The organism is Microbacterium wangyouchuni (assembly GCF_054072595.1).
Map to the genome: position 1 here is coordinate 14,507 of NZ_JBSVRM010000012.1, position 24,218 is coordinate 38,724.

Here is a 24,218-nt window from a genome sequence, read left to right on the forward strand (position 1 = left end):
ATAACGAGTGCTCAGAACGGATGCCGTGGACCAGCCATCACTACGCGCGCTGCTCGGCCGTCGCGACCTCGGGTTGCGACTGGTCTCTGAGGCGCTGCCCCCGGAGGCGCTGGACCGACCGCTGCGCTGGGTGCACTCCTCTGATCTCGCCGATCCGACGCCGTTTCTGGCGGATGATCTGGCGCTACTGACCACGGGGAGTCAGCTAGACGGCCCGGTCACAGCATCCGTATATGTCGCGCAGCTGAGCGCGCGCGGAGTCGTGGGGCTTGGCTTCGGCACCGGCGTCCGACACCCCGAGGTTCCCGCCGATCTGGTCGCCGCATGCACTGCTTCAGGACTGCCGCTGTTCGAGGTGCCGTACCGCACACCGTTCATCGCCGTCGCCCGTGCGCACGCCGAAGCCATCGCCGCCCAGGCATACGCCCGGCGAAGCTGGGCGCTGGACACGCAGCGGGCACTGGCGGTGGCCGCTCTTCGCCGACACGGACTGGCGGCGATCATCAGCGAGCTCGGCCGACGACTCGGCGCCTGGGTGGCGATGTTCGATGCCTCCGGCACACTCACTTTCGAGCATCCACCCGGCGGGATTGCCGCCGCGACCCGAGAGGTCGTCGCAGCTCAGGTCGCGGAGGTGCTCACCCGAGGCGCCGAGACCGGAAGGTCGATCGTGGTCGATGAGCAGACGATGCAGCTGTTCACGCTCGGCCGACGGCGTGGGCTGCGCGGCGTCATTGCGATCGCCGCGCCTGCGCTGGATGCCGAGGCACGCGCCGTCGTGACATCGGTCATCGCCATGGCGGGACTCGCAGTCGAGCAGAACGATCAGTTCGTCAGCGAACGTCGCCGTTTGCACACGCAGCTGCTGCGTTCGCTCCTGCTCGATGACGCGACGCTGGCTCAGCGCGTGCTGTCGTCGCTGCCGACCGGACAAATCATCGTGGCGGTAGCGGTGGATGCCCTCCCCGAAGCCCTGGAGGAGTGGTGGGAGCGACGGCGCGCAGAACGCGGGTCACGGTCGTTCCTCGCGTCAGCGGATGAGGGCGTGGTGATCTGTCTGCCGGAGGCGGATGCCGTGCTGCTCGATGAAGCTGCCGAGCGCTTCGGCATCCGCATCGGGGTGTCGGATTCGGCCTCGTACGCGGAGTTCTCCCGTGCGCATGCGCAGGCAATCAGTGCGCTGCGGCGCGGGGCGGGTGCGGGCGGCGCGGGTGGATCTGCGGGTGGTGCCGGGGCCGGTGCGGGTGGCGCGGGCGGCGCCGCGGCCGCCGGTGGCTACGGGGCGATCCGCTTCGCCGATGCAGTGGAATCCGGCATCCTGTCCGCCCTCACCACCGATGATGCGCGCCTGATCGCACAGTCCCGGCTCGCGCCGCTGCGCGATCGCGATGCCGGTCACGACGCAGATCTCGAGCAGTCGCTGCGCGTCTGGCTGGAGCATGACGCCCGGTTCGAAGGCGCAGCCGTAGCCCTCAGCATCCATCGCCACACGCTGCGCTCGCGCGTAGCGCAGGCATCCAAGCTGCTGGAAATGGACCTGAGCACCTTCCCCGCGCGCGCCGAGCTGTGGGCGCTGCTACAGGCTTCCCGCGCCTGATCCGCCGCGGGCGGGTCGGTGTAGCCGCGAGAAATGCTTTCCTGCATGAAACAGGCCTTCACAACCCCTGTCTCATGCTGCAAACCATTTCTCGCGGCGGGCAACGCGCCGCACCCAACACCAACGCCCTACCGCGGCGCGTGCGCCTCCAAGAACTCGTACACATCCGTCGTGTCCACCCCGGGAAACGCACCGGTCGGCAGCGTCGCGAGCAGCGTGCGCGGAGTCTTCACGTTCGGCCAGGAGTGCTCGCGCCAGCGCTCCTCCAGGTCGGCGGGCGCGCGGCGGCAGCAGGCCTCGACGGAGTGATTCGACACGCCCCGGTTGGTGGTGTCGCGTCCGACGAACCAGCGGGTGTCGTCGAAGCGCACGCCGACGCTGACCGAGTGCAGCCCCTCACTGGATGCCTCGACACGGGCCGTGCACCAGTAGGTGCCGTTCCCGGTATCGGTGTACTGGTAGTACGGGTTGAACCGGTCATCCTCGTCGAAGACGACGCGGCTGGTCCAGCGGCGGCAGCACATCTGCCCCTCGATGGCCCCAAGCCGGTCGGTGGGGAAGTTCACGTCGTCGTTCTCATACGCCTTCGTGATCGTGCCCGACTCGTGCACCTTGAGGAAGTGCACCGAAATGTCGAGGTGCTCAGTGGCGAGGTTCGTGAAGCGATGCGCTGCCGTTTCGTAGGAGACCGAGTACGCATCCCGGAGGTCTTCGATCGAGATGGCTCGGCGCTGCTTGGCATCCTTCAACGCCGGCGCGACATGCGCTTCGGGCATGAGCAACGCGCCGGTGAGGTAGTTCGTCTCCACCCGCTGGCGCAGGAACTCGGCATAGCTTCGCGGCTCGGCGTGTCCCAGCATCCGCGATGACAGCGCCTGCAGCACGGCGGTGCGCGCATCACCCTTCGCGGGCACCCGGCTGGACAGATAAAGCCGCCCGTTAGCGAGGTCAGCAACACTGCGCGTGGTCTGCGGCAGGTCCGGCGCGTAGTGCAGGGTGAAGCCCAGATACGCCGCGATCTCGGATGCTGTGCGCTGAGTGAGCGGACCTCCGGGGTGGCGCACCGCTGCAAGAATCTCACCCGCCGTGGCCTCGAGGTCTGCGAAGTAGTTGTTCTGGCTGCGCATGAGGTGGCGCAGTTCCACGTTCGCGCGGCGCGCTTCTTCGGGAGTCGCCGCACGCTCGTCCTTCAGCCGGTCGATTTCACCGTGCAGCGCGAGCAGGGCTTTCAGGGCATCCGTCGGCACGGTCTTGCCGATGCGGAAGGGCTCGATGCCGAGTGCGCGGAACGTCTGCCCCTTCATCGCGCGCTCCAGCGCGATCTCGACCGCGCTGCGCTCGTCTAGCGGCTCGCCCTCGAGCAGCGCGTCGATTCCGACTCCGAGCGCCCGCGCGATGGCCTGCAGCAGCGTGAGCTTCGGCTCGCGTTTGCCGGTCTCGATCATCGACAACTGGCTCGGCGCCCTGTCGACGGCGGATGCCAGATCCTCCAGCGTCATCGCGCGGGCAGTGCGCAGTTGCCGGATGCGACGCCCGATCGTGAGCGCGTCGGTGTCGTCCTCGGTGAGAGCGGATGCTGAGCCCGGAGAAGCGGTCATGGGGCCGATTCTGTCACGAAAGCAGAAATTTCGAGATTCTTCTCTACGCAATTGGTCGGTCGAGCGTGTGAAGTTCACTCAGAGTGGATGCCAAGCCACCGATCAACGTCGACTCAGGGAGACAGAATGACCATCCACGCAACTCCAGGACAGCCGCCCCTTCGTGCCGGAGACCAGACGCAGACCGCCGCCGAGCTGCAGGAGATCTGGGACACCGATCCCCGCTGGGATGGCATCGAGCGCACCTACACGGCAGAGGATGTCGTCCGCATCCGCGGTTCCGTCCGCGAATCCTCCACGCTCGCCCACCGCGGCGCCGAGAACCTCTGGAACCTCATCAATACCGAGGACTACGTCCGAGCGCTCGGCGCCTACACCGGCGGCCAGGCCGTTCAGCAGGTTCGCGCAGGGCTCAAGGCCATCTACCTCTCCGGCTGGCAGGTCGCCGCTGACGGCAACCTCGCCGGTCAGACCTACCCGGACCAGTCGCTGTACCCGGCGAACTCCGTTCCCGCCGTCGTGCGCCGCATCAACAATGCGCTGCTGCGTCAGGACCAGCTCGAGCACGCCGAGGGCACCATCACCCAGGACTGGCTGGCACCGATCGTCGCCGATGCTGAGGCCGGCTTCGGCGGTCCGTTGAACGCCTACGAACTGGCATCCTCGCTGATCCAGGCCGGCGCCGCCGGCATCCACTGGGAAGACCAGCTCGCCAGCGAGAAGAAGTGCGGCCACCTCGGCGGCAAGGTGCTCGTGCCGACCCAGCAGCACATTCGCACGCTGAATGCGGCACGTCTGGCGGCCGACGTCGCCGGCGTCCCGACCGTCATCATCGCTCGAACGGATGCTCTCGCCGCAGACCTCCTCACCAGCGACGTCGACGAACGCGACCAGGAATTCACCACCGGCGAGCGCACCCCCGAGGGGTTCTACCGGGTTCGCGCGGGTCTCGATTCGGTCATCAGCCGCGGTCTGGCCTTCGCTCCGTACGCCGACCTCATCTGGGTGGAGACGGGTGAACCCGACATCGAGCTGGCCCGCGAGTTCGCCGCGGCGATCCACGCAGAGTTCCCCGGCAAGCTACTGGCGTACAACTGCTCGCCGAGCTTCAACTGGAAGAGCCACCTGTCCGACGCGCAGATCGCGACGTTCCAGCAGGAACTGGCTGACCTGGGCTACAAGTTCCAGTTCATCACCCTGGCTGGCTTCCACGCCGTGAACCACTCGATGTTCGAGCTCGCCCGCGGCTACGCGGACCGCGCCATGAGCGCATACGTCGAGCTGCAGGAAGCAGAATTCGCCGCCGAAGCACACGGCTACACCGCCACCAAGCACCAGCGCGAAGCGGGTACCGGCTACTTCGACGTCATCTCCACAGCGCTCAACCCCGACAGCGCGACACTCGCTCTCGCCGGCTCAACCGAAGCCGCGCAGTTCCACTAACCCGCTCATGTCTCAGAAGATGCGGGTCACCACCGCCCGCACCCGCATCTTCTGAGACATCCCCATCTCCGCGTTACAGAAAGTGCCGCCCCACGCCTGGCACACCCGCATCTTCTGAGACGCACTCCACGAAAAGGATTCCGATCATGACCACTCCCACCGCTCCCCCGACCACCGCTCCCACGCAGACGATCAAGCAGGGCCCGACCCTGGAGGTCACGGGCCCGCTGTACGACCGGTTCGACGAGATCCTCACTCCCGAGGCGCTCGCCTTCCTCACCGAGCTGCACCACCGCTTCGCAGCTCGCCGCCACGACCGGCTCGCCGACCGCATGCGCCGCCGCTTCGAGATCGGCAACGGCCACGACCCGCGGTTCCGTGACGACACCCGCCACATCCGCGAGGACGCTGCGTGGCAGGTCGCCGGTGCTGGCCCCGGCCTGGAAGACCGCCGCGTGGAGATCACCGGCCCGACGGACCCGAAGATGACCATCAATGCGTTGAACTCCAGCGCACGGGTCTGGCTCGCCGACCAGGAGGATGCTACGAGCCCCACCTGGCAGAACGTCATCGGCGGGCAGCTGTCGCTGCGCGATGCGATCCGCGGTGAGCTCTCCTTCACCTCGCCCGAAGGCAAGCGCTACGAGGTCACCGCCGAGCAGACGCCGACGATCGTGATGCGTCCGCGCGGCTGGCACCTGACCGAGAAGCACCTGAACTTCATCGATCGCACCGGCCGCAGCATGGCAGCATCCGGATCTCTGACCGATTTCGGTCTCTACTTCCTGCACAATGCGAAGGCACTGATTTCCTCGGGCCGCGGCCCGTACTTCTACATCGCCAAGCTCGAATCCAGCGAAGAGGCCCGGCTCTGGGACGACGTCTTCACGTTCGCGGAGGAGTACGTCGGCATCCCGCACGGCACGATCCGCGCGACCGTGCTGATCGAGACACTGCCTGCAGCGTTCGAGATGGACGAGATCTTGTACGAGCTGCGCGATCACTGCGCAGGCCTGAACGCCGGACGCTGGGACTACATCTTCTCGATCATCAAGAACTACCGCGGCCGCGGCGCACGCTTCGTGCTGCCCGATCGCAGCGAGGTCACGATGACAGTGCCGTTCATGCGTGCGTACACCGAGCTGCTGGTGAAGACCTGCCACCGGCGCGGCGCCTTCGCGATCGGCGGCATGAGCGCTTCGATCCCGAGCCGTCGAGACCCCGAGGTCACCGCGATCGCGCTGGAGAAGGTTGCCGCAGACAAGAAGCGTGAGGCGAACGATGGCTTCGACGGCACGTGGGTGGCGCACCCCGATCTGATTCCGACCGCGCAGGCGGAGTTCGATGCCGTGCTGGGCGATCGTGCGAATCAGGTCGACCGGCAGCGCGACGATGTTCACGTGACCGCCGAGGATCTGCTGAACCTGCAGATCGGGCGTCCGATCACCGCTCAGGGCGTGCGCGACAATGTCTCGGTCGGCATCCGATACATCGAGGCGTGGATTCGTGGGCTCGGCGCCGTGGCGATCGACAATCTGATGGAGGATGCCGCGACCGCAGAGATCTCGCGCTCGCAGGTGTGGCAGTGGATCCACCAGGACCGCACGACGGAGAACGGCACCCGCATCACGCCCGAGTACGTCGAGGGGCTGATCGCCGAGGTCCTGGCGGAGGTTCCGCGCTCCGAGTCCGATCGCTTCGAGGATGCTGCGGAGGTGTTCCGCGAGGTGTCGCTGGGGACGGAGTTCCCCGCGTTCCTGACGCTGTCGGCGTACTCGAGGTTCCTGGTCGAAGAGGGCTGAGCCGCGAAACAGGCCCAATTGCATGAGAAAGGTCCTGCCAGCACATGTTTCGTGCAGCAGGACCTTTCTCGCGCGTTCGGCTCGTGCGCTCGGCTCGTGCGTTTGGCTCGTGCGCTCGGCTCAGACTTCGCCGGCGGCCACCGTCTCGGCGAGCGCGTGCACGCGCACCAGGTGGTGGGCACCGTAGAAGTCCGCATCGGTGAGGCGCGCAGCATCCGATTCCTCCACAGCCGCGTGCCCGGCCACGGCGACCACGGCGAGCGCGTGCATCCAGCCACCGGCGAGCGTGCCGAGCAGCATCAGATACGGGACACTCGCCGCATACGCATCGCGCGGCGCATCCGCGAAGCCCAGCACAGCCTCCGTCGCCTGACGCGCAGCCACAACTGCCCGCTCGAGCCGGTCGGCCGTCCGCGTTCCGACGCCCGAATCACCCGTGCGCAGCGCCGTCACGGTCTCCTCCATCTGCTCGAACAGCGCCGCAACGGTCGCGCCCTGATCGCGCAGCACCTTGCGTCCGATGAGGTCGTTCGCCTGGATCGCGGTGGTGCCCTCGTAGATCGGCACGATACGGGCGTCACGGTAGTGCTGGGCGGCGCCGGTTTCTTCGATGAATCCCATCCCGCCGTACACCTGGATGCCATCACTCGTCACCCGCAGCGCCTCTTCGCTCGCCCACCCCTTGAGGATGGGCACGAACAGCTCGGCCATCCGCAGCACGTCGGCGTCGGCATCCGCCCGATCGAACAGGTCGCCGACGAACACCGACAGCGCCCGCATCGCGAACACCTGGCTCGACATGGAGTGCAGGATGCGCCGGACATCCGGATGCTCGGCGATCGGCGTCCCCGCGGGACGATCGAGCACGCGCCCCTGCATGCGTCCCGCGGCATATTCAGCGGCGCCCTGGTATGAGCGATCGGCGATGCCGGTCGCCTGGTGGCCCATGCCGACGCGGGCGGAGTTCATCATGACGAACATTCCGGCCAGGCCCCCGTGCAGCTCGCCGACGAGATAGCCGGTGGCCTCTTCGTAGGAGAGCACGCAGGTAGGGCTCGCGTGGATGCCAAGTTTGTGCTCGATCGCGACCGTCTCGATGCGGTTGCGCTCCCCCAGTGAACCGTCCGGTTCGACCATGAGGCGCGGTGCGACGAACAGTGAGAGTCCGCGGGCTCCGTCCGGGGCATCCGGCGTGCGCGCGAGAACAAGGTGCACGATGTTGTCGGCGATGTCGTGGTCGCCCCACGTGATGAAGATCTTCTGCCCGCTGATCGACCAGGTGCCGTCTTCGCGCGGGGTCGCCATCGTGCGGATCGCGCCGAGATCGGTGCCCGCCTCCGGCTCGGTGAGGTTCATGGTGCCGGTCCACTCGCCGCTGACGAGTTTGGTCAGGTAGGTCTCACGCAGTTCTTCGGATGCTGCGGCATCGAGCGCATGGATGGCACCGGCTCCCAGCATCCAGCACAGCGCGAAGGCCGCGTTGGAGGCGTTCCAGATCTCGCCGAGTCCGGCAGCAACTGAGCCGGGGAGTCCGTCACCACCGGCGGATTCCGGAGCGGTGGCGCCCACCCATCCGGCCTCGACCAGTGCCTGGTATGCGGCGGCGAAGCCTTCAGGCAGCCGCACCTGACCGTCGACGAGTTGTGCGCCGACCTGGTCGCCGGTGCGGTCCAGAGGTGCGAGTACTTCGGCAGCGAACTCGCCGGCGCCCGCGATGATCTCGACGGCGTCCTCGGCACTGAGTGCGCCTTCGGAGGCCGCGGCGACGATGTCACGGCCGAAGGCCTCGCTGTAGAGGAAGGCATAGTCCGCGACGGGCGGGATGTAGGCAGCAGTCATCGTCAGCTCCAATTGATAGACACTCAGGCTCACTCTATCTGAGACCGAGTTTCACGGCTAGAGGGTGTCACCGTCACCTGTGGATAACTCCGATCCGACGCCCGCGCTCTCGATAACCTGCTGCGCATGGACGATCCTCCCCGCCGCGATTCCTCCGGCCCCGAACCTGATGCCGCTGCTGCTGGCGATGCAGCCGGTGCCGGCGATGCCGGCGATGTCGGCGGCGCCGCTGGTGCAGCCGATGCGGCCGATGTCGCCAATGCCGCCAATGCCGCCAATGCCACCACCGGTGCCGCCGATCGCGAACTCCCACCCGCGCTCGCACGTGCCCACACGGCGGAGCGGAGCAAACGCCGATCCGCCCCGCGCGGCGCGATCCGCGGAGCTGTCGCTCTCGCCCTGCTCGCGATAGCCGGTGTCCACTCGCTTCTGACTCTCGCCGCGCTGACGCTGCCTGTTCTGCTGTCGTGGGCCGCGCCGCCCGAAGCGTTCCTTCTGCTGACGGTGCCGTGGTTCGCGTTCGTGTTCGGTTGGTGGCTGTTCGCGGCGATGTTCCTGCTCGGCCTCGGTCTCAGCATCCGCACACCGAGCCCGGCTCCGCAGCTCGTCTGGGCGGCGATCACGGCGGTCTCGTTCACGGCGGCGGCCATCCTTCTCGCCGGCGAAGGCCTGTTTCCGTGGCCGTTCGTGCCCGCGTTTCAGTGACGGGCGCGTCTAGGGCATGGCGGCCTTCCGACTACCGCGCGTCGGCGTTTCGTCACGGACGATGCCCGCGCGGCATCCTCCAGTTCCGGACTGCGACGCGGCCGAGTAGCATTTGAGGCGTGACTGAACGCGCCCCCCTCTCCCGCAAGCTGTCCGCCATTGCCGAATCGGCGACCCTGAAGGTCGATGCGAAGGCCAAGGCCCTCAAGGCTGCGGGCAAGCCCGTCATCTCGTATGCCGCGGGCGAGCCCGATTTCAACACCCCGCAGTTCATCGTGGATGCTGCAGCCACTGCCCTCGCGAACCCGGCGAACTACCGGTACACGCCGGCGGGCGGCCTCCCGGCGCTGCGCGAGGCGATTGCCGCCAAGACGCTGCGGGACTCGGGTCTTGAGGTCGCGCCGAGCCAGGTCATCGTCACCAACGGTGGCAAGCAGGCGGTGTACCAGGCGTTCCAGACCGTGGTGAATCCGGGCGATGAGGTGCTGCTGCCGGCTCCGTACTGGACCACCTATCCCGAGGCGATCGCTCTGGCTGACGGCATCCCGGTGTCGGTTTTCGCCGGGGCCGACCAGGACTACAAGGTGACCGTCGAGCAGCTCGAGGCTGCACGCACCGAGCGCACCACCGCGCTGGTGTTCGTGTCGCCGTCGAACCCGACCGGCGCTGTGTACACGCTCGAGGAGACCCGCGCGATCGGCGAGTGGGCGGTTGAGCACGGCATCTGGGTCATCTCGGATGAGATCTACCAGAACCTCACCTACGAAGGAGTGAAGGCCACCTCGATTGTGGAGGCGGTGCCGGATGTCGCCGGCCAGACGATCCTGGTCAACGGCGTCGCGAAGACCTATGCGATGACCGGTTGGCGGGTGGGCTGGATGGTGGGCCCGACCGATGCGATGAAGGTCGCCGGTAACCTGCAGTCGCACCTGACCAGCAACGTGAATAACGTCGCGCAGCACGGGGCGATCGCCGCTCTGACGGGCCCGCAGACGGAGTCGGAGCAGTTCCGCGAGGCGTTTGATCGCCGCCGCCGCCTGATCGTGTCCGAACTGTCGAAGATCGATGGCGTGCGTGTGCCGAACCCGCTCGGCGCGTTCTACGTGTATCCGGATGTGCAGGGACTGCTCGGCCGCACCTGGGGCGGCGTCACCCCGACCACGTCGCTGGAGCTGGCCGACCTGATCCTCGAGCAGGCCGAAGTGGCCGTGGTGCCGGGCGAGGCCTTCGGCCCCTCCGGCTACCTGCGCCTGTCGTACGCGCTGGGCGATGAGCAGCTCCTTGAGGGGATGCAGCGCCTGCAGCGCATGTTCGCCTAGCGCTGCTCGTGCAGCGACTCACCACCTCGCGAATGAGTCACCACTTTCTGCACGAGTCACCACTGGGGAAGTGGTGATTCGCGGGGAAACCCACGACTCACGTTGCGGCGGCGAGTCGCGGAGCGGCGGCGGCGGCAGCGGCAGCGGCAGCGCGGCGGCGGCGGCAGCAGCGGCAGCAGCGGCGGCGGCGGCAGCAGCGGCGGCGCGGCGGCGGCAGCAGCGGCGGCAGCGGCAGCGGCAGCGGCAGCGGCAGCGGCAGCGGCAGCGCGATTCAGGCGGTGACCTGGTACCCGATCAGCCAACGGATGCCGTAGCGGTCAGTGACCTGGCCGTCGAAGTCGCCCCAGGGGCGCTGCTGCAGCGGATCGATTGTGGTGCCGCCATCCGACAGCTTCGTGAACCAGTCGTGCAGTACCTCGGGCTCAGCAGTGCCGAGCAGCGAGAAGCTCGCGCCGACGATGTGCACGGCGTCCTCGTCTCCGGCAGCATCCGCGGCAAACAGTTCAACGGTGCCCTGCAGCATGCCGTGGCCGATTGCATCTGCCGGGCCGTCCGTGCGCTGCGCGTCTGCGTAGGTGTAGAGCACGAGCTTGCCGCCGAACACACTTTGGTAGAAGCCGAGCGCCTCGGCCGCGTTGCCGGGGAAGAACAGGTACGGCACAAGTCCAGTCATCCTGCGAGCGTACTCCCCCGCCGCGGACTGCCCAGCCACGGCTCCGCCGCCCGCCGCCACCGCGCACAACTCCTGAATAATGGCGCGAAACACCCCGGAACCGGCCAGAATCACGGCCGCAGCCACTAGTTCTCAGGAGTTATGCGCGAACCGGAGCGGGCAACGCCTCGGCGCGGACTGCCCAGCCGCCGGCTCTGCTACCCGCCGCCACCGTGCACAACTCCTGAACAATGGCACGAAACACCCCGGAACCAGCCAGATTCCCGGCCGCAGCCACCAGTTCTCAGGAGTTATGCGCGGGGGAAATGAGAGGGAACGGGCAACAGCCCGGAACGGGCAACAGCCCGGAACGGGCAACAGCCCGGAACGGGCAACAGCCCGGAGGTCCAACCGCTACAGCTCCACGCCGATGAGCACCGGTTCCGGCTGCAGCAGCAGCCCGAACTCCGAATGCACGCGGGCCTGGATGTACCGGGCAAGCTCCGCCAGCTCCCCCGCCGTCGCACCGCCGCGGTTGGTCAACGCCAGCGCATGCTTGGTCGAGATCCCGGCACGTGAGCGCGGCAGCCTGAACCCCTTGGAAATTCCAGAGTTCTCGATCAGCCAGCCGGCACTGACCTTGACCTCGCTGCGCACAGCGGGCGCCGCAGGCACCTGGCCGTCGTAGGCCTCCAGCGGAATGACCGTGACCGTATCCAGGTCTGGGGCGACCGGCCACCGCGGGCACTCCGGCGGCAGCTGGTTCGCCACGGTCTCCGACACGATCAGGTTCTGGAAAAACGAACCGGCACTGCTGGTGTCAGCATCCGCATCGTCGAGCAGCATTCCCTTCGCTGCCCGGATGCGCAGAATCTCCGAGCGCACCCACGCCAGCGGAACAGCCTCTTCGCCGGTGAGTCCGAGCGCTCGACGCAACTGTTCGCCGCGAACGACACGTCCGGCCGCGCCGACCTCCGCCAAATCAAGCGTCACCGAGAGGATGACCGCATGCCGCAGCGGCACGCTGTCGTAGTGGTGTTTGAGCACCGAGGTGCGGAAACCGAGTCCGAGCTCCGAGGCCGGAACCGTCGACACCTCACCGGTCGATTCGTCGATGAGCTCGACTTCGACCAGCGTCTCCTGAATCTCCTGCCCGTACGCCCCGACGTTCTGCACCGGCGCAGCACCGACCGTCCCGGGAATCCCGCTCATCGCCTCGATACCGGCGAGCCCCTGCTCGACCGTGTAGGCGACCAGGTCGTCCCAGTTGTGTCCGGCCTGCACGCGCACGCGCATACGCCCCGGATGGGGCGACGGGATCAACGAGATCCCCGTGGTCAGCACACGGATGACGGTGCCCTCGAACGGCTCGTCACCGACGAACAGGTTCGATCCGCCGCCGAGCACGAACCACTCCTCGTGCCGCGCCCACACTTCACGCAGCGCCTCGATCAGCGACGCGGTTGTGGTGGCATCCAGCATCCGCTCGGGGGCGGCGCCGGTGCGCAGGGTTGTCAGCTCCGAGAGCGGGATCGGCGTCGTCATAGCGCGACGCGCAGCTGCGCTTTGACCAGCACGGTGGTGTCGGCGGCTTTCACGGTGAGGTCGATGCGTGCGGTCTCGGCATCCACGGCGCCGATCTTGGCGAGCACGGATACGTCCGCGCCGTCGGTGGGATCGACGACGACCGGGCGTGTGAAGCGCACGCCGTAGTCGGTGATCTTCGCGACATCACCGAGAGCTGCGACGACGACAGATGAGGCGAGTCCCATCGTGAGCATGCCGTGCGCGAGCACGCCGGGCAGGCCCACGGATTCCGCAACATCGTCGCGGTAGTGGATGGGGTTGAAGTCTCCGGATGCTCCGGCATAGCGCACCAGCGACTCACGAGTCAGGTGCACGGTGCGCTCAGCGATCACATCACCGACAGAGAGAGAAGAGAGATTCATGCGGCGTCCTCCTCGTCCGAGCCGACCAGCAGCACGCTCGTCGCAGTGACGACGAGGTCGCCGCCGGCATCCGTGATCGCGGCTTCACTGGTGATCATCGCGTTTCCTGCCATCATTCGGATGCCGGTGACCTTCAGCCGCCCGGTGAGCTCGTCGCCCGCGACGATGGGCCGCGTGTAGGCGAAGCGCTGCTCGGCGTGGATGGTGCGGGCCAGCACGATTCCGGAGTCTGGTTCGGCGAGCAGCTGCTGCAGCGTGAGGTCTTGGATGACCATCGCGAAGGTGGGCGGCGCCACGACATCCGCGTAGCCGAGAGCGCGTGCGGCCTCGACGTCGGTGTGCAGCGGGGCGTCGGCGAAGACGGCGCGAGAAAACTCGCGTACCTTCTCACGGCCGACCAGGTACGGCGGTGTCGGCGGGAATTCCCGGCCGACCAGTTCGGAGTTCACAGACACCCATCGAGTCTACCGAGTGGATGCCTCGGCCTCAGCGCGGCGTCCGTTCGATGCGCCGCACGCTTCGGCGGAAAACGCAGCCTTGGGAGGCCATCTGTGCTGGAAGCCTCCGCCCATACGCGCGAACTCCTCCCGAACGCGCGATCTGCTCCCAAACGCGCGGCATCCGTTGCGTACGCACGCTTCGGCGGAAAACGCAGCCTTGGGCGGCCAATCGTGCTGGAATCCTCCGCCCAAACGCGCGATCTCCTCCCGAGGCTGCGGCCAGCCTCAGCGTCGCGTCCGGTTAATGCGCCGCACGCTTCAGCGGAAAACGCAGCCTCGGGCGGCCAATCGTGCTGGATTCCTCCGCCCAAACGCGCGAACTCCTCCCGAACGCGCGGCATCCTCCCGAGGCTGCGAACGCGCCCCAGCCCCAGCCCCAGCCCCAGCCCAGCCCAGCCCAGCCCAGCCCCGCCTCAGCGTCGGCGCCCGCGAATGGCCTTGATGGTCATCTGCACGGCGATGGCTGCAATGTATCCGACAAAGAGCATGTTGCCGGCGAAGGGGTCGAGCAGGGTCGCGAGCCACGCGCCGAGGGCTGTCATAGTGCAGGCGGAGAGCCCGATGATTCCGGCGGCGAGCAGATCGACGTTGCGGTGGCGAAGGTTGCCGATGGTCCCCGAGATCGCGGTCGGAATCATCATCATCAGGCTCGTGCCCTTGGCTTCGAGGTCACTGGTGCCGAAAACCAGCATCAGCACCGGCACGATGATCACGCCGCCGCCGACGCCGATGAGTCCGGCGATGACACCGGTGCAGACGCCGACTGCGGCCAGGCCCACGCCATTGATCCAGCCGAGTTCGAACACGGCGGTACGCGATGGCACGACGAGGAACAGGCTCACGATCACGAGGAGCAGGAACCCGACGAAGCCCCAGCGCAGCGCGGTCTGCGAGATCCGCGGCAGCAGCCGGGTGCCGATCTGGGCGCCGATGACGGCGCCTCCGGCGAGGATCAGTGCGGGAATCCAGGCGACCGATCCGGATGCCGCGTACGAGATGACCCCGACGCTCGCAGTCGGCACGATCGCGGCGAGAGACGTGCCCGCTGCCAGGCGCTGATCGAACGGCAGCGTGAGCACGAGCAGCGGAACGATGATTGTTCCGCCGCCGACACCGAACAGACCGGACAGGAGGCCGGCGACGAGCCCGATGATGACGAAGGTGATGTACGCCCGCGGACCGCGGATTCTTGCTGCGGGTGTCTCGGTCAATTCATCCCTCGTCCTGCGCCCAGTCGTTTGGCGATGGCTGCGGCAGCTTCCTGCAACCGCCCGGCGGCGTCATTCATCTTGTCTGCGGTGAAGCGGTCGGCGGGCCCGGAGATCGACAGAGCTGCGCAGATCTGTCCCGACCCGTCGCGAACGCCGACTGCCACGGAACTCACATTCGCGATCGTCTCATTGGATGCCACCGCGAACCCACGCTCGCGCATGTCGATGATGCGCTCTCGGATCTCATCCGGCGTCAGGGAGTCGAACAGTGAGGCGTCATGCTCATGGTCGGCCAGCACCCGATCGATTTCAGCATCCGACATTCCGCTCATGAGAATGCGTCCGTTGGCACCGGACCACAGCGGGTACAGCCGGCCCATCTCCGAGGCGAAGCGGATCTCGGCGTTGCTCTGCACTTCCTCGAGGAAGACTCGGGCGTTGCCCACGGCGACCGACAGCCCCACCGTCTCGTGGGTCTCGTCACGGAGCGCGAACATGTAGGGGCGCGACTCATTAACGAGCACGTTGCCACCGTTGTATCCGAGGCCGATCACGAGCGCCTGCGGACCGATCCGGTACCGCTGGGTCGAAGCATCCTGGATCACCATGCCGCTGGCAGCCAGAGTCGCGAGGATCCGCTGCACCGTGCTTCGGGCGAAGCCCGTCGACGGGGCAAGCTCGCGAGCGCTTGCCCCATCGGTGTGCGTTCGGAGTGCGGAAAGAATCTGGATCGCCTTCGATACGGCGTTGTCCGAGGTTCCTTCCATCACGTCAGACTATCGCGGCTGCGCACATCACTCCGACGGCAGTCCGCTGCCGCGGGACTCATACAGTGCCAGCACGCGCTCGCGCGGGATGACCCCGCAGCGCGATGCCCAGACGTCGTAGGCTGCCGACAGCTCCGCGACGATCGCCGGATGCGACGCGGCAACGTCGTGCAGCTCGGTGCGATCGCGCACCATGTCGTACAGTTCCCACTGCTGCGCGTACTTCTTGACGAGCTTCCACTGGCCCCGGCGCACACCGCAGTTGCCCTCGTGCTCCCAGTACAGCAGTCGCGCATCATCGGCGGCGTCCTCGCGGAGGGTGTCGAGCATGCTCACACCTTCGAGGGGCAGCGGGGTGCGGTCGGGATACGTTTCCGGATACTCGGTGCCGGCTGCTTCCAACACCGTGGCCATGACATCCGGCAGCTGGTGGGGCTGGTTGCGGATGACGCCACTGGGCAGCTGGTCGGGCCAGCTGACGATCAGCGGCGTGGAGATCCCGCCCTCATGAATCCAGTGCTTGTACTCGCGGAACGGTGTGTTCGAGAGGTTCGCCCACGCGCGTCCATAGGTCGCGTACGTGTCTTCACCACCGGGGATGATGCTCGCATCGTTGCCTGGCCGGACTTCGCGACCGTCACGGGTTATGGCGTCGAAGGAGACGTACGTGGTGACGAATTCCTTCGCGGTCTCCAGCGGCATCTCCTCGGCGCATCCACCGTTGTCGGAGAGGAAGAGGATGATCGTGTTGTCGAACGTGCCCTGGCGTCGCAGTTCGTCGACGACGCGTCCGACACCCTGGTCCATCCGGTCGATCTGCGCGGCGTACACCGCCATGCGCATGGCCTCCCACTCCTTGTCCGAGACGTCGTCCCAGGCGGGGATGCGCGCATCGCGCTCGGTGAGCTTCCACTGCTCGTCGATGATTCCGGATGCCACCAGGCGAGCCAGCCGCTCGGCGCGCAGCTCGTCCCATCCGGCGTCGAAACGGCCGGCATATTTGGCGATGTCTTCTTCCAGCGCGTGCAGCGGCCAGTGCGGTGCAGTGTAGGCGACATACATGAAGAACGGGTCTTCGCCGTGCTCAGCTTCGTGCTTCTTCATGAATTCCACAGCGTTATCGCTGATGGCATCCGTGTAGTAGAAGTCCTCCGCTTCGGTCTCCGCCTCGACGTTCTGCTCGTTGCGGGTCAGCGTGCGCGGCTGGAAGAAGCTTCCGGCACCCTCGAGCGTTCCGAAGAACTCATCGAATCCGCGCCGCGTGGGCCAGGCATCCGTCGGGTTGTGAATATCGCCGGCCATGTGCCACTTGCCGGAGACGTAGCTGCGGTAGCCCGCGGGCTTCAGAGCCTCGGCGATCGTGACGCAATCACGGTTGAGATTTCCCGCGTAGCCTTCCGGGGCATCGTCGTAGTTGAGGATGCCGATACCGGTCTGGTGGGGGTGCAACCCCGTCAGCAACGAGGCGCGCGATGGGCTGCACCGGGCGGTGTTGTAGAACTGCGTGAGCGATGCGCCACCGGCTGCGAGAGCATCGATGTTCGGGGTGAGCACCTCTCCCCCGAAGCATCCGATATCGGAGAATCCCATGTCGTCGACGAGGATGAGGACGACGTTGGGTGGCGTGTTGGTCTTCTCAGTCATGAGTGTCTTTCGGTGTCGGGGTGTCGTCAGCGAACCGGCTGGACGGCGGCGGCTTCGCTCTCCTGCTGGGCCGCTTTGGCGTGGAGATCGACGTCGATGTCATCGTGCGCAGTCTCTTTCGCGAAGTACAGCGAGATCAGTGCGATGGCGGCGGCGACCATGATGTAGACGGCGACCGGCCACGACGATCCGGAGATCGACACCAGCCAGATCGCGATGATCGGAGCGATCGCACCGGAGGGAAGAACGCCCAGTTGGTAGACCAGCGACATTCCCGTGTAACGGACACGAGCCGGGAACAGCTCTGCGAAGAAGGCTGCTTCCGCACCGAACATCGTGCACGCGCCGAGCGCCCAGCCGAGCATGATTGCAATCCAAATCAGCTGCTCCACACCGGTATCGATGAGGGCGAAGACCGGGAACGCGGTGACCAGGGCGATACCTGCACCGGCGGCGAAGACCGGGCGGCGTCCGTACCGGTCGGAGAGCTTCCCCGCGAACGGAATGACGACGAATCCGATCACACTGGAGATCAGCAGTCCGTTGAGGGCATAGGTGCTGGAGAGCCCGAGGACTGTTGTCGTGTAGGTCAGGATGAAGGCGTTGTAGACGTTGAAGGTGATGCTCTCGCTGAAGCGAGCGCCGATGCCGACGAGGATCTGCTTCGGGTAGTGGCGGATGACCTCGAACACCGGGGCCTTGACGACGTCGCCGGTCTTGACCATGGCGGTGAACGCCTTGGGCTCGCTCACCTGGAGGCGCACGACGAGTCCGACGACGACGAGAAGGATGCTGGCCAGGAACGGGATCCGCCAGGTCCACTCCAACAGCGCTTCATCGCCGGGGATCGAGACGAGGTTGACCGCGAGTGTGGACAGCAGCAGGCCCAGGGGAACGCCGGTCTGCGGCCACGATGAGAAGAGGCCGCGCTTGCCGCGCGGGGCGTGCTCGAAGGTGAGGATGGCCGCGCCACCCCACTCGCCACCCAGGCCGATGCCCTGCAGCATCCGCAGGATGAGCAGCAGGATCGGGGCTGCGACGCCGATCTGCTCGTAGGTCGGCAGGCATCCCATCAGGAAGGTCGAGATGCCCATGATGAGCATCGTGATCACAAGGATCTTCTTGCGGCCAATGCGGTCGCCGTAGTGTCCGAAGATGAGCCCACCGATCGGGCGGGTGACGAAACCGGCCGCGAACGTTCCGAACGCCACGAGCGTGCCCATCAGCGGGTCGAACTCGGGGAAGAACTCGCTATTGAAGACGAGCGCGGCCATCGTCGCGTACAGGAAGAAGTCGTACCACTCGATCACCGACCCGAACACACTGGCGAGCACAGTGTTTCGTTGAGGATTCTTGGTACGGGTGGGGCGTGAGTTCATCGTCGGACTCCTGAAGTCGATGCCGTCGTTGGTTTGTGGTCGCGACTCATGCGTCGCGCGTCCCGTGCTATGGGACAGTGTCCCATATTGGGACCAGCACGACTTTACGAGGTGAACACAGCCGCCGTCAAGTCGAGTCGGCTCCGGGCCAGCGCCGGGCCTGCTCCGGCTCCGCGCCAGGCCCGCACCGGGCCTGCACCGGGCCTGCACCGGGCCTGCCCAGGCCGTGCTTCACGCGCGAAGCCGCCGAAAACGACGAAACCCGCCACCCCAGGGGTGACGGGTTTCGACTGTTCGTGCTGGTATTACTTGCCGGCCTCGGCGAAGCCTGCGGCTTCAGCGGCTTCAGCGGTGCGGAACCAGACCTCAGCGACGGTCTGGTCGTACCACTGGCCCTCGGGGCGGTGGAACTTCATCGAGTCCTTGTTGCCCTTGATGTCGAAGCCCTCAGGTGCGGTGCCGTCCTCGTTCGGAGCGGCGGAGTCTGCACCGAAGTCGCCCTCGACGAGTGCAGCGGCGGCAACAGCCTCAGCAGCTGCGCCCTCCTCCTGCGACTCGGCGCCGGCGTCAGCAGCCTTGGGGGCCTTCTCGGCCTTCGGGGCAGCAGCCTTGGTGGACTTCTTCACCTTCGGGGTGACGGGCTCGAGAACGAGCTCGATCACGGCCATAGGCGCGTTGTCACCCTTGCGGAAGCCGACCTTCGTGATGCGGGTGTAGCCACCCTCACGCTCGGCGACCAGCGGTGCGATCTCGGTGAACAGAGTGTGCACGACGCTCTTGTCACCGATGACGCTGGCAACGCGACGACGCGCGTGCAGGTCGCCACGCTTAGCGAAGGTGATCAGTCGCTCAGCGTAGGGACGCAGGCGCTTGGCCTTGGTCTCTGTCGTCTTGATCGACTTGTGGGTGAACAGCGCTGCGGCAAGGTTGGCAAGCAGCAGACGCTCGTGAGCGGGGCCGCCTCCGAGGCGGGGTCCCTTACTGGGCTTAGGCATATTGATCTAACTCCTGGTCAGAATTTTGGGAAGGTCAGAAGGACTCGTCTTCGCCTGCGCTGTAGAAGTGGGCGCCGTCAAAACCGGGCACCGAATCCTTGAGCGACAGACCGAGCGAGATGAGCTTGTCGCGCACCTCGTCGACCGACTTCTGGCCGAAGTTGCGGATGTTCATGAGCTGCGTCTCCGACAGTGCGACAAGCTCAGACACCGTGTTGATGCCCTCACGCTTGAGGCAGTTGTAGGAGCGGACCGAAAGGTCGAGGTCCTCGATCGGCATGGACAGCTCGCTGGAGAGCACAGGCTCCACAGGCGCTGGGCCGATCTCGATGCCCTCAGCCTCGACGTTCAGCTCGCGAGCGAGGCCGAACAGCTCGATCAGGGTCTTCGCTGCCGAAGCAACAGCGTCACGCGGGAGCATCGAGGACTTGGTCTCGACGTCCAGGATCAGCTTGTCGAAGTCGGTGCGCTCACCGGCACGAGTTGCCTCGACCCGGTAGCTGACCTTGAGAACCGGCGAGTAGATCGAGTCGATCGGAACCTGTCCGGCCTCGGCGTACTCGTTACGGTTCTGGGTCGACGACACGTAGCCACGGCCACGCTCGATGGTGAGTTCAAGCTCGAACTTCGCCGTCTCGTTGAGCGTTGCAATGACGAGGTCGGAGTTGTGCACCTCGACACCGGCCGGAGCCGAGATGTCAGCGGCGGTAACTTCGCCAGCACCGGTCTTACGCAGGTAAGCGGTGATGGGCTCGTCGCGCTCGCTCGAAACGACGAGCTGCTTGATGTTCAGGATGATCTCAGTGACATCTTCCTTGACACCGGGGATCGTGCTGAACTCGTGCAGCACGCCATCGATCCGGATGCTGGTGACAGCGGCGCCGGGAATCGACGAGAGCAGGCTACGACGCAGCGCGTTGCCAACGGTGTAACCAAAGCCAGGCTCAAGCGGTTCGATAACGAACCGGCTGCGATCCTCGGAGATTTTATCCTCGGTCAGTGTGGGACGCTGTGCAATAAGCACTCTGTGTTCCTTTCGATCACATGCCCGCTATATGACATGTGGTGGGTGAGGTTTTGAGTTGTTGAAAGTCAGTGCCCGGTTCCTGAACTTTGTCGAAGGACGGGCGGAAAGTCGCTCACCCCGGAGGGCGAGCGACTTTACCGGATCAAACGCGGCGACGCTTAGGCGGACGGCATCCGTTGTGTGCCTGAGGCGTGACGTCCTGAATCGAACCCACCTCGAGGCCAGCGGCCGTCAGCGAGCGGATCGCGGTCTCGCGGCCCGAACCCGGACCCTTGACGAAGACGTCAACCTTCTTGACACCGTGCTCCTGAGCCTGGCGGGCTGCCGACTCGGCAGCCATACCAGCGGCGTACGGGGTCGACTTGCGCGAGCCCTTGAAGCCCACGCCACCGGAGGATGCCCAGCTGATGACAGCGCCGGACGGGTCGGTGATCGAGACGATCGTGTTGTTGAACGTCGACTTGATGTGGGCCTGGCCCAGCGCGACGTTCTTCTTTTCCTTGCGGCGCGGCTTGCGCGCGGCGGCCTTAGGTGCAGCCATGAAAGTCTTCTCCTAGTCCCTGGCCGCGCTTAGCGGCTCTTCTTCTTGCCGGCGACGGTGCGCTTCGGGCCCTTGCGGGTACGGGCGTTGGTCTTGGTGCGCTGTCCACGAACAGGCAGACCACGACGGTGGCGGATGCCCTCGTAGGAGCCGATCTCGACCTTGCGGCGGATGTCTGCTGCAACCTCGCGGCGCAGGTCACCCTCCACCTTGTAGGTGCCTTCGATGTGGTCGCGCAGCGCGATGAGCTGCTCGTCCGAGAGGTCCTTGACGCGGATCGACTCATCGATCTCGGTCGCCTTGAGGATCTCAACGGCGCGGGTACGGCCGATGCCGTAGATGTAGGTAAGGGCGATCACCACGCGCTTATCGCGCGGGATGTCAACGCCGGCAAGACGTGCCATGCGGTTCTCCTGAGTGAGTAGAGGTGTGGGGCAGAATATGGACCCGGGCCTCTTTCCCGAGGTGTCAGCTTCTTTCGGCCGTTAAGCCTGGGAAGCGTCTTGATCCTGCCTGTGTTTATTCAGTTGTGTTCTGAAGAGTGCTCAGCCCTGGCGCTGTTTGTGGCGCGGGTTGCTCTTGCAGATAACCATGACGCGGCCGTGGCGGCGGATCACCTTGCAGTGATCGCAGATGGGCTTGACGCTGGGGTTGACCTTCATATTGTTTCCTTGTTCGCTGTCTTCGTGCTGTCTCGCTCCCCGAGCCTGTCGAGGGGCAGGACAACCGTTACTTCTCGACCGATCAGCGGTAGCGGTAGACGATACGGCCGCGAGTCAAGTCGTAGGGGCTGAGCTCCACGACCACGCGGTCTTCGGGGATGATGCGGATGTAGTTCTGCCGCATTTTTCCAGAGATCGTTGCAAGGACCTTATGTCCGTTGCTGAGCTCAACGCGGAACATCGCATTGGGCAGCGCCTCGGAAATGACGCCCTCGATCTCGATGACACCGTCTTTCTTAGCCATAGCCTCGCTGACGCTTCTGCAGACCGGTCGATCTGCGTTGGATGGATGAATGTGATGCCTCAACCGGACGGACACGCCGAAAACCGGGCGCAAGGCACCAACGCTCCATCTTATCCGCCACAGGCGCATCCGGCAACTTGAGCCGCCGCCGGCCTGGTCATCAGCAAGAAAGCGGGCCGCTCCCGAAGGAGCGACCCGCTTTGTGGAGCAGGTTGGATCAGCCGAGCAGTTCGTTGAGCTGCTCCTGGCCGCCCGCCTGAAGATTGACGAGCTCGTTATCGATCATCACGGTCGGCGTGCTCGCAATGTCGTGTGCGTTGGTCTGGTCTTCGACGAACTTCATGTAGGTGCCGTCGGCGATGCAATCGGCAGCGGACCCCGCGCCTACCTGCTCAGCGAGCGCGCTCATTTCGTCGTCGCTGAGGCCCGCCGTACCGCCCTGCGGCTGGTTGGCGAAGAGCAGGTCGAAGAAGTCCAGCGTCGAGTCGGGCGCCTCGGCTGCAACACAGTAGACAGCCCCACCTGCGCGCGAGGAGTAGTCCGTTCCCTGCGACTGGTGGTTGAGGATCGCGACCGGGTGGAGGCGAAGGGTGATGTCGCCGTCCACGGCAGCCTGCTGGAGCTGCGCGCCGTAGCTCTGCTCGAACGAGTTGCACGCGGGGCACATGAAGTCGACGAATGTATCGACCTCGGTGTCGCCTTCACCGACGACGATCGCACCGCTGTCCTCGTCGATGATCGTGCTCTGCGGCGCGACCCCGGGTGCACCGGCCTGGTTGTTCAGGAAGACGACGAGGGCACCGAGCCCGACGAGGACGACGACGACGGCAATGGAGATTCCGACGGCGAACCAGTTGGTGTTGCTCTTGGCGGCAGCAGCCATGACGTTCCGATCAGTAGAAGGAGGGTGGCGCCGAGCGCCCATACCCTTTTATCTTTCCCCAAAACCCTATGCCCCCGCAGTGAGTGCGCTCCCCTGCGCGCCGCCTGCTCGCCCGTGCCCCGGGCCATTCCCCCCGCGAGAAACGCCCTTCTGCATGAGAAACGTAGTGCCAACACCTGTCTCATGCAGTTAGCCATTTCTCGCGCGCAGCGCAGGCGAGATCAGGCGCGGCGATTCCACGGCTTCGCCCGCGGATTGTGCTTGAGCGTGACCAGCATTGCGTCTTGCCGCGGCCGGACGATCGGCACACCGATCGACGCCAACGCCTGGCAGAGCGGATTCACCTTCCAGATGTCGCGCATTTCCCATCGAGCGAATGGATGCTGGTGCCGGCGAAGCCGATCCTCACGGCGCTTCTCGTCCTTGAGCTTGTTCGCCGCTTCCGCAGCATCTTCTAGGTTGTATTTGCCCCAGCCGTCAGACTCGCCGATACCGCGGACCGACTTGAAAAAGAAGTCCACCCGATCGAGCTCGCCCTCATAGAAGAACTCGCGCTGCAGCACTGGCACCTCGAACCCGCTCCAGAGGATGACCGCTCGGCTCAAGCTTTCAGCCGGTGACTCCGCCAACGGATCAGCCAGTTCCCACGCCGCTTGCATTCGTGCCCGCCCACGCTGATTCTGCTGTCCGCTGGCCCGCTCCCGAAGTTCGCTGAGGCTGAGCAATCCGCCCTGCACCGGCGAGATCGAAGCATCCGTGATTGCGAGCGCCTGGGCCGGCGAAACGACACGAACGAGGTCGCAGACGGTATCGAGCAGGCTGGTCACGGAGACCTCGTTCACCTGTTCGATCTCACGGGGATCACGACTGGTGTGCACGCAGACATCTCCGTACCGCCACGACGCGGTGCGATCAGGGTCGAAGACGTGGATGTCTTTGGGCTCGTTGAACTGCGGCAGGCCCCAGATGACAGCCGCCGACTCGAGGCAGAGCACAGCATCCGGGTTCTTCCGCAGGAAGGCATACACGCGCACGGCGTACCTCTTGCGCGCCGGAAGCTTCTCATACGCGGCGCGGTCGACATATATCCCCTTACGCACGCGCAGCTAGGCCGAATTCAGCCGGATGCCGAGCCGCCGAGCATCCTCGGTCGTGCACAGCGGAAGCGGGGAGACCGCACACGCGCGGTCGAGCAGTGTCAATGGCATCCGCTCATCGTGCCCGAACCGCCGCTCTCACACGGCGCTATCCCCAGCTTCAGCTCGGTCGGCGAATTGTGGAGAACAAGTCGTCACGCCACGAGAAATGGTTTGCCGCATGAAACAGGTGCTGTGAAGTCTCAGGACATTGGTGACGGTTGTGTCTCAGGACATCGGTAACGCTTCTTGCTGATTTGGTGGT

23 protein-coding genes are annotated in these 24,218 nt (G+C 65.8%); 5 read left to right on the plus strand and 18 right to left on the minus strand.

Going from position 1 to position 24,218, the window contains the following annotated elements:
- Positions 1–25 precede the first annotated feature (25 nt).
- Complete coding sequence (locus ACW5CM_RS15845; RefSeq protein WP_457125588.1) at positions 26–1,597, plus strand: PucR family transcriptional regulator; 1,572 nt, start codon at positions 26–28, stop codon at positions 1,595–1,597.
- Positions 1,598–1,725: 128 nt separating this feature from the next.
- Here ACW5CM_RS15845 and ACW5CM_RS15850 read toward each other — a convergent pair whose 3' ends face one another.
- The gene (locus ACW5CM_RS15850; RefSeq protein WP_457125589.1) at positions 1,726–3,195 is read right to left on the minus strand and encodes a helix-turn-helix domain-containing protein; all 1,470 of its coding nucleotides are present in this window, start codon (positions 3,193–3,195) and stop codon (positions 1,726–1,728) included.
- A gap of 126 nt (positions 3,196–3,321) precedes the next feature.
- Here ACW5CM_RS15850 and aceA point away from each other — a divergent pair, with 126 nt between their 5' ends.
- Together aceA and aceB are read left to right on the plus strand one after the other, a co-directional pair.
- Positions 3,322–4,638 (plus strand): isocitrate lyase, encoded by a 1,317-nt coding sequence (aceA, locus tag ACW5CM_RS15855; protein WP_457125590.1) that lies wholly within the window; start codon positions 3,322–3,324, stop codon positions 4,636–4,638.
- Between the two features lie 146 nt (positions 4,639–4,784).
- Positions 4,785–6,440 carry a malate synthase A gene (gene aceB / locus ACW5CM_RS15860; RefSeq protein ID WP_457125591.1) on the plus strand — a complete coding sequence of 552 codons (1,656 nt, stop codon included), beginning with the start codon at positions 4,785–4,787 and terminating at the stop codon, positions 6,438–6,440.
- 120 nt (positions 6,441–6,560) lie between these two features.
- Here aceB and ACW5CM_RS15865 read toward each other — a convergent pair whose 3' ends face one another.
- Positions 6,561–8,279, minus strand: coding sequence for an acyl-CoA dehydrogenase family protein (locus tag ACW5CM_RS15865; protein WP_457125592.1), 1,719 nt, complete (start codon positions 8,277–8,279; stop codon positions 6,561–6,563).
- A gap of 126 nt (positions 8,280–8,405) precedes the next feature.
- Between ACW5CM_RS15865 and ACW5CM_RS15870 the strand changes: the two genes are divergently transcribed.
- Entirely contained in the window at positions 8,406–8,984 is a 579-nt protein-coding gene (locus tag ACW5CM_RS15870) for a hypothetical protein (protein ID WP_457125593.1), read from the plus strand.
- 119 nt (positions 8,985–9,103) lie between these two features.
- Positions 9,104–10,303 carry a pyridoxal phosphate-dependent aminotransferase gene (locus ACW5CM_RS15875; RefSeq protein WP_457125594.1) on the plus strand — a complete coding sequence of 400 codons (1,200 nt, stop codon included), beginning with the start codon at positions 9,104–9,106 and terminating at the stop codon, positions 10,301–10,303.
- 271 nt (positions 10,304–10,574) lie between these two features.
- Here the strand turns inward: ACW5CM_RS15875 and ACW5CM_RS15880 are convergent, their stop codons facing one another.
- The 16 genes from ACW5CM_RS15880 to ACW5CM_RS15955 form a co-directional block, all read right to left on the minus strand.
- The gene (locus tag ACW5CM_RS15880) at positions 10,575–10,976 is read right to left on the minus strand and encodes a VOC family protein (protein ID WP_457125595.1); all 402 of its coding nucleotides are present in this window, start codon (positions 10,974–10,976) and stop codon (positions 10,575–10,577) included.
- Between the two features lie 393 nt (positions 10,977–11,369).
- Positions 11,370–12,500, minus strand: a complete 1,131-nt coding sequence (locus ACW5CM_RS15885; RefSeq protein ID WP_457125596.1) for a UDP-N-acetylmuramate dehydrogenase — start codon at positions 12,498–12,500, stop codon at positions 11,370–11,372.
- The gene (locus tag ACW5CM_RS15890) at positions 12,497–12,904 is read right to left on the minus strand and encodes a MaoC/PaaZ C-terminal domain-containing protein (RefSeq protein ID WP_457125597.1); all 408 of its coding nucleotides are present in this window, start codon (positions 12,902–12,904) and stop codon (positions 12,497–12,499) included. The genes ACW5CM_RS15885 and ACW5CM_RS15890 overlap by 4 nt, the downstream gene beginning before the upstream one ends.
- Positions 12,901–13,359, minus strand: a complete 459-nt coding sequence (locus tag ACW5CM_RS15895; RefSeq protein WP_439256356.1) for an FAS1-like dehydratase domain-containing protein — start codon at positions 13,357–13,359, stop codon at positions 12,901–12,903. The genes ACW5CM_RS15890 and ACW5CM_RS15895 overlap by 4 nt, the downstream gene beginning before the upstream one ends.
- A gap of 458 nt (positions 13,360–13,817) precedes the next feature.
- Positions 13,818–14,615, minus strand: a complete 798-nt coding sequence (locus tag ACW5CM_RS15900; RefSeq protein ID WP_457125598.1) for a sulfite exporter TauE/SafE family protein — start codon at positions 14,613–14,615, stop codon at positions 13,818–13,820.
- Positions 14,612–15,382, minus strand: coding sequence for an IclR family transcriptional regulator (locus ACW5CM_RS15905; RefSeq protein WP_438255841.1), 771 nt, complete (start codon positions 15,380–15,382; stop codon positions 14,612–14,614). Before ACW5CM_RS15905 ends, ACW5CM_RS15900 begins: the two co-directional genes overlap by 4 nt.
- A gap of 27 nt (positions 15,383–15,409) precedes the next feature.
- On the minus strand, positions 15,410–17,026 hold the full coding sequence (locus ACW5CM_RS15910) for an arylsulfatase (protein WP_457125599.1): 1,617 nt from the start codon (positions 17,024–17,026) through the stop codon (positions 15,410–15,412).
- A gap of 26 nt (positions 17,027–17,052) precedes the next feature.
- The gene (locus ACW5CM_RS15915) at positions 17,053–18,405 is read right to left on the minus strand and encodes an MFS transporter (RefSeq protein ID WP_438255839.1); all 1,353 of its coding nucleotides are present in this window, start codon (positions 18,403–18,405) and stop codon (positions 17,053–17,055) included.
- A gap of 305 nt (positions 18,406–18,710) precedes the next feature.
- Positions 18,711–19,400 carry a 50S ribosomal protein L17, sunset domain variant gene (rplQ, locus tag ACW5CM_RS15920; protein WP_438255838.1) on the minus strand — a complete coding sequence of 230 codons (690 nt, stop codon included), beginning with the start codon at positions 19,398–19,400 and terminating at the stop codon, positions 18,711–18,713.
- A gap of 34 nt (positions 19,401–19,434) precedes the next feature.
- Positions 19,435–20,424: a DNA-directed RNA polymerase subunit alpha gene (locus ACW5CM_RS15925; protein ID WP_438255837.1), complete on the minus strand. Its 990-nt coding sequence runs from the start codon at positions 20,422–20,424 to the stop codon at positions 19,435–19,437.
- Between the two features lie 145 nt (positions 20,425–20,569).
- A complete protein-coding gene (gene rpsK / locus ACW5CM_RS15930; RefSeq protein ID WP_438255836.1) occupies positions 20,570–20,968 on the minus strand; it encodes a 30S ribosomal protein S11 in 399 nt (132 codons plus the stop codon).
- 29 nt (positions 20,969–20,997) lie between these two features.
- Entirely contained in the window at positions 20,998–21,372 is a 375-nt protein-coding gene (rpsM, locus tag ACW5CM_RS15935) for a 30S ribosomal protein S13 (protein WP_438255835.1), read from the minus strand.
- A 141-nt stretch (positions 21,373–21,513) separates the two neighbouring features.
- Positions 21,514–21,630, minus strand: a complete 117-nt coding sequence (rpmJ, locus tag ACW5CM_RS15940) for a 50S ribosomal protein L36 (protein ID WP_005050492.1) — start codon at positions 21,628–21,630, stop codon at positions 21,514–21,516.
- 82 nt (positions 21,631–21,712) lie between these two features.
- Entirely contained in the window at positions 21,713–21,934 is a 222-nt protein-coding gene (gene infA, locus ACW5CM_RS15945; protein ID WP_017201569.1) for a translation initiation factor IF-1, read from the minus strand.
- Positions 21,935–22,151: 217 nt separating this feature from the next.
- Positions 22,152–22,817: a DsbA family protein gene (locus tag ACW5CM_RS15950; protein WP_438255834.1), complete on the minus strand. Its 666-nt coding sequence runs from the start codon at positions 22,815–22,817 to the stop codon at positions 22,152–22,154.
- 221 nt (positions 22,818–23,038) lie between these two features.
- The gene (locus tag ACW5CM_RS15955; RefSeq protein ID WP_457125600.1) at positions 23,039–23,851 is read right to left on the minus strand and encodes a hypothetical protein; all 813 of its coding nucleotides are present in this window, start codon (positions 23,849–23,851) and stop codon (positions 23,039–23,041) included.
- Positions 23,852–24,218 lie beyond the last annotated feature (367 nt).